Source organism: Glaciimonas sp. Gout2, assembly GCF_035018905.1.
Classification (GTDB): Bacteria; Pseudomonadota; Gammaproteobacteria; order Burkholderiales; family Burkholderiaceae_D; genus Glaciimonas.
On the sequence record NZ_JASJXA010000156.1, the window covers coordinates 1 to 237 of the forward strand.

At 59.5% G+C, this 237-nt stretch carries 1 protein-coding gene; it reads right to left on the minus strand.

What is annotated here, in order from left to right:
• Window positions 1–237: phage baseplate assembly protein V (locus QN379_RS23575; RefSeq protein WP_323507786.1), on the minus strand; the 237-nt coding region annotated here is incomplete at both ends.

Genomic DNA, 237 nt, shown 5'->3' on the forward strand with positions numbered 1-237 from the left:
CTTTGACTCGGCAATGCCCACGGTGGCGTATTGAGTTGGTTGTACACCCGTCCGGTACATAGCGGCAAGTCGGGATCGCCACTCAGAAAGTCGACGATGACTTCTTGCCCGATGCGGGGAATATGCATGCCGCCGAGTTGATTGCCAGCCCACGGTGCGACGACGCGGACCCAGCAACTGCTCTGATGATTGTGTTGGCCGAGGCGGTCCCATGGAAACTGGAGCTTGATGCGCCCG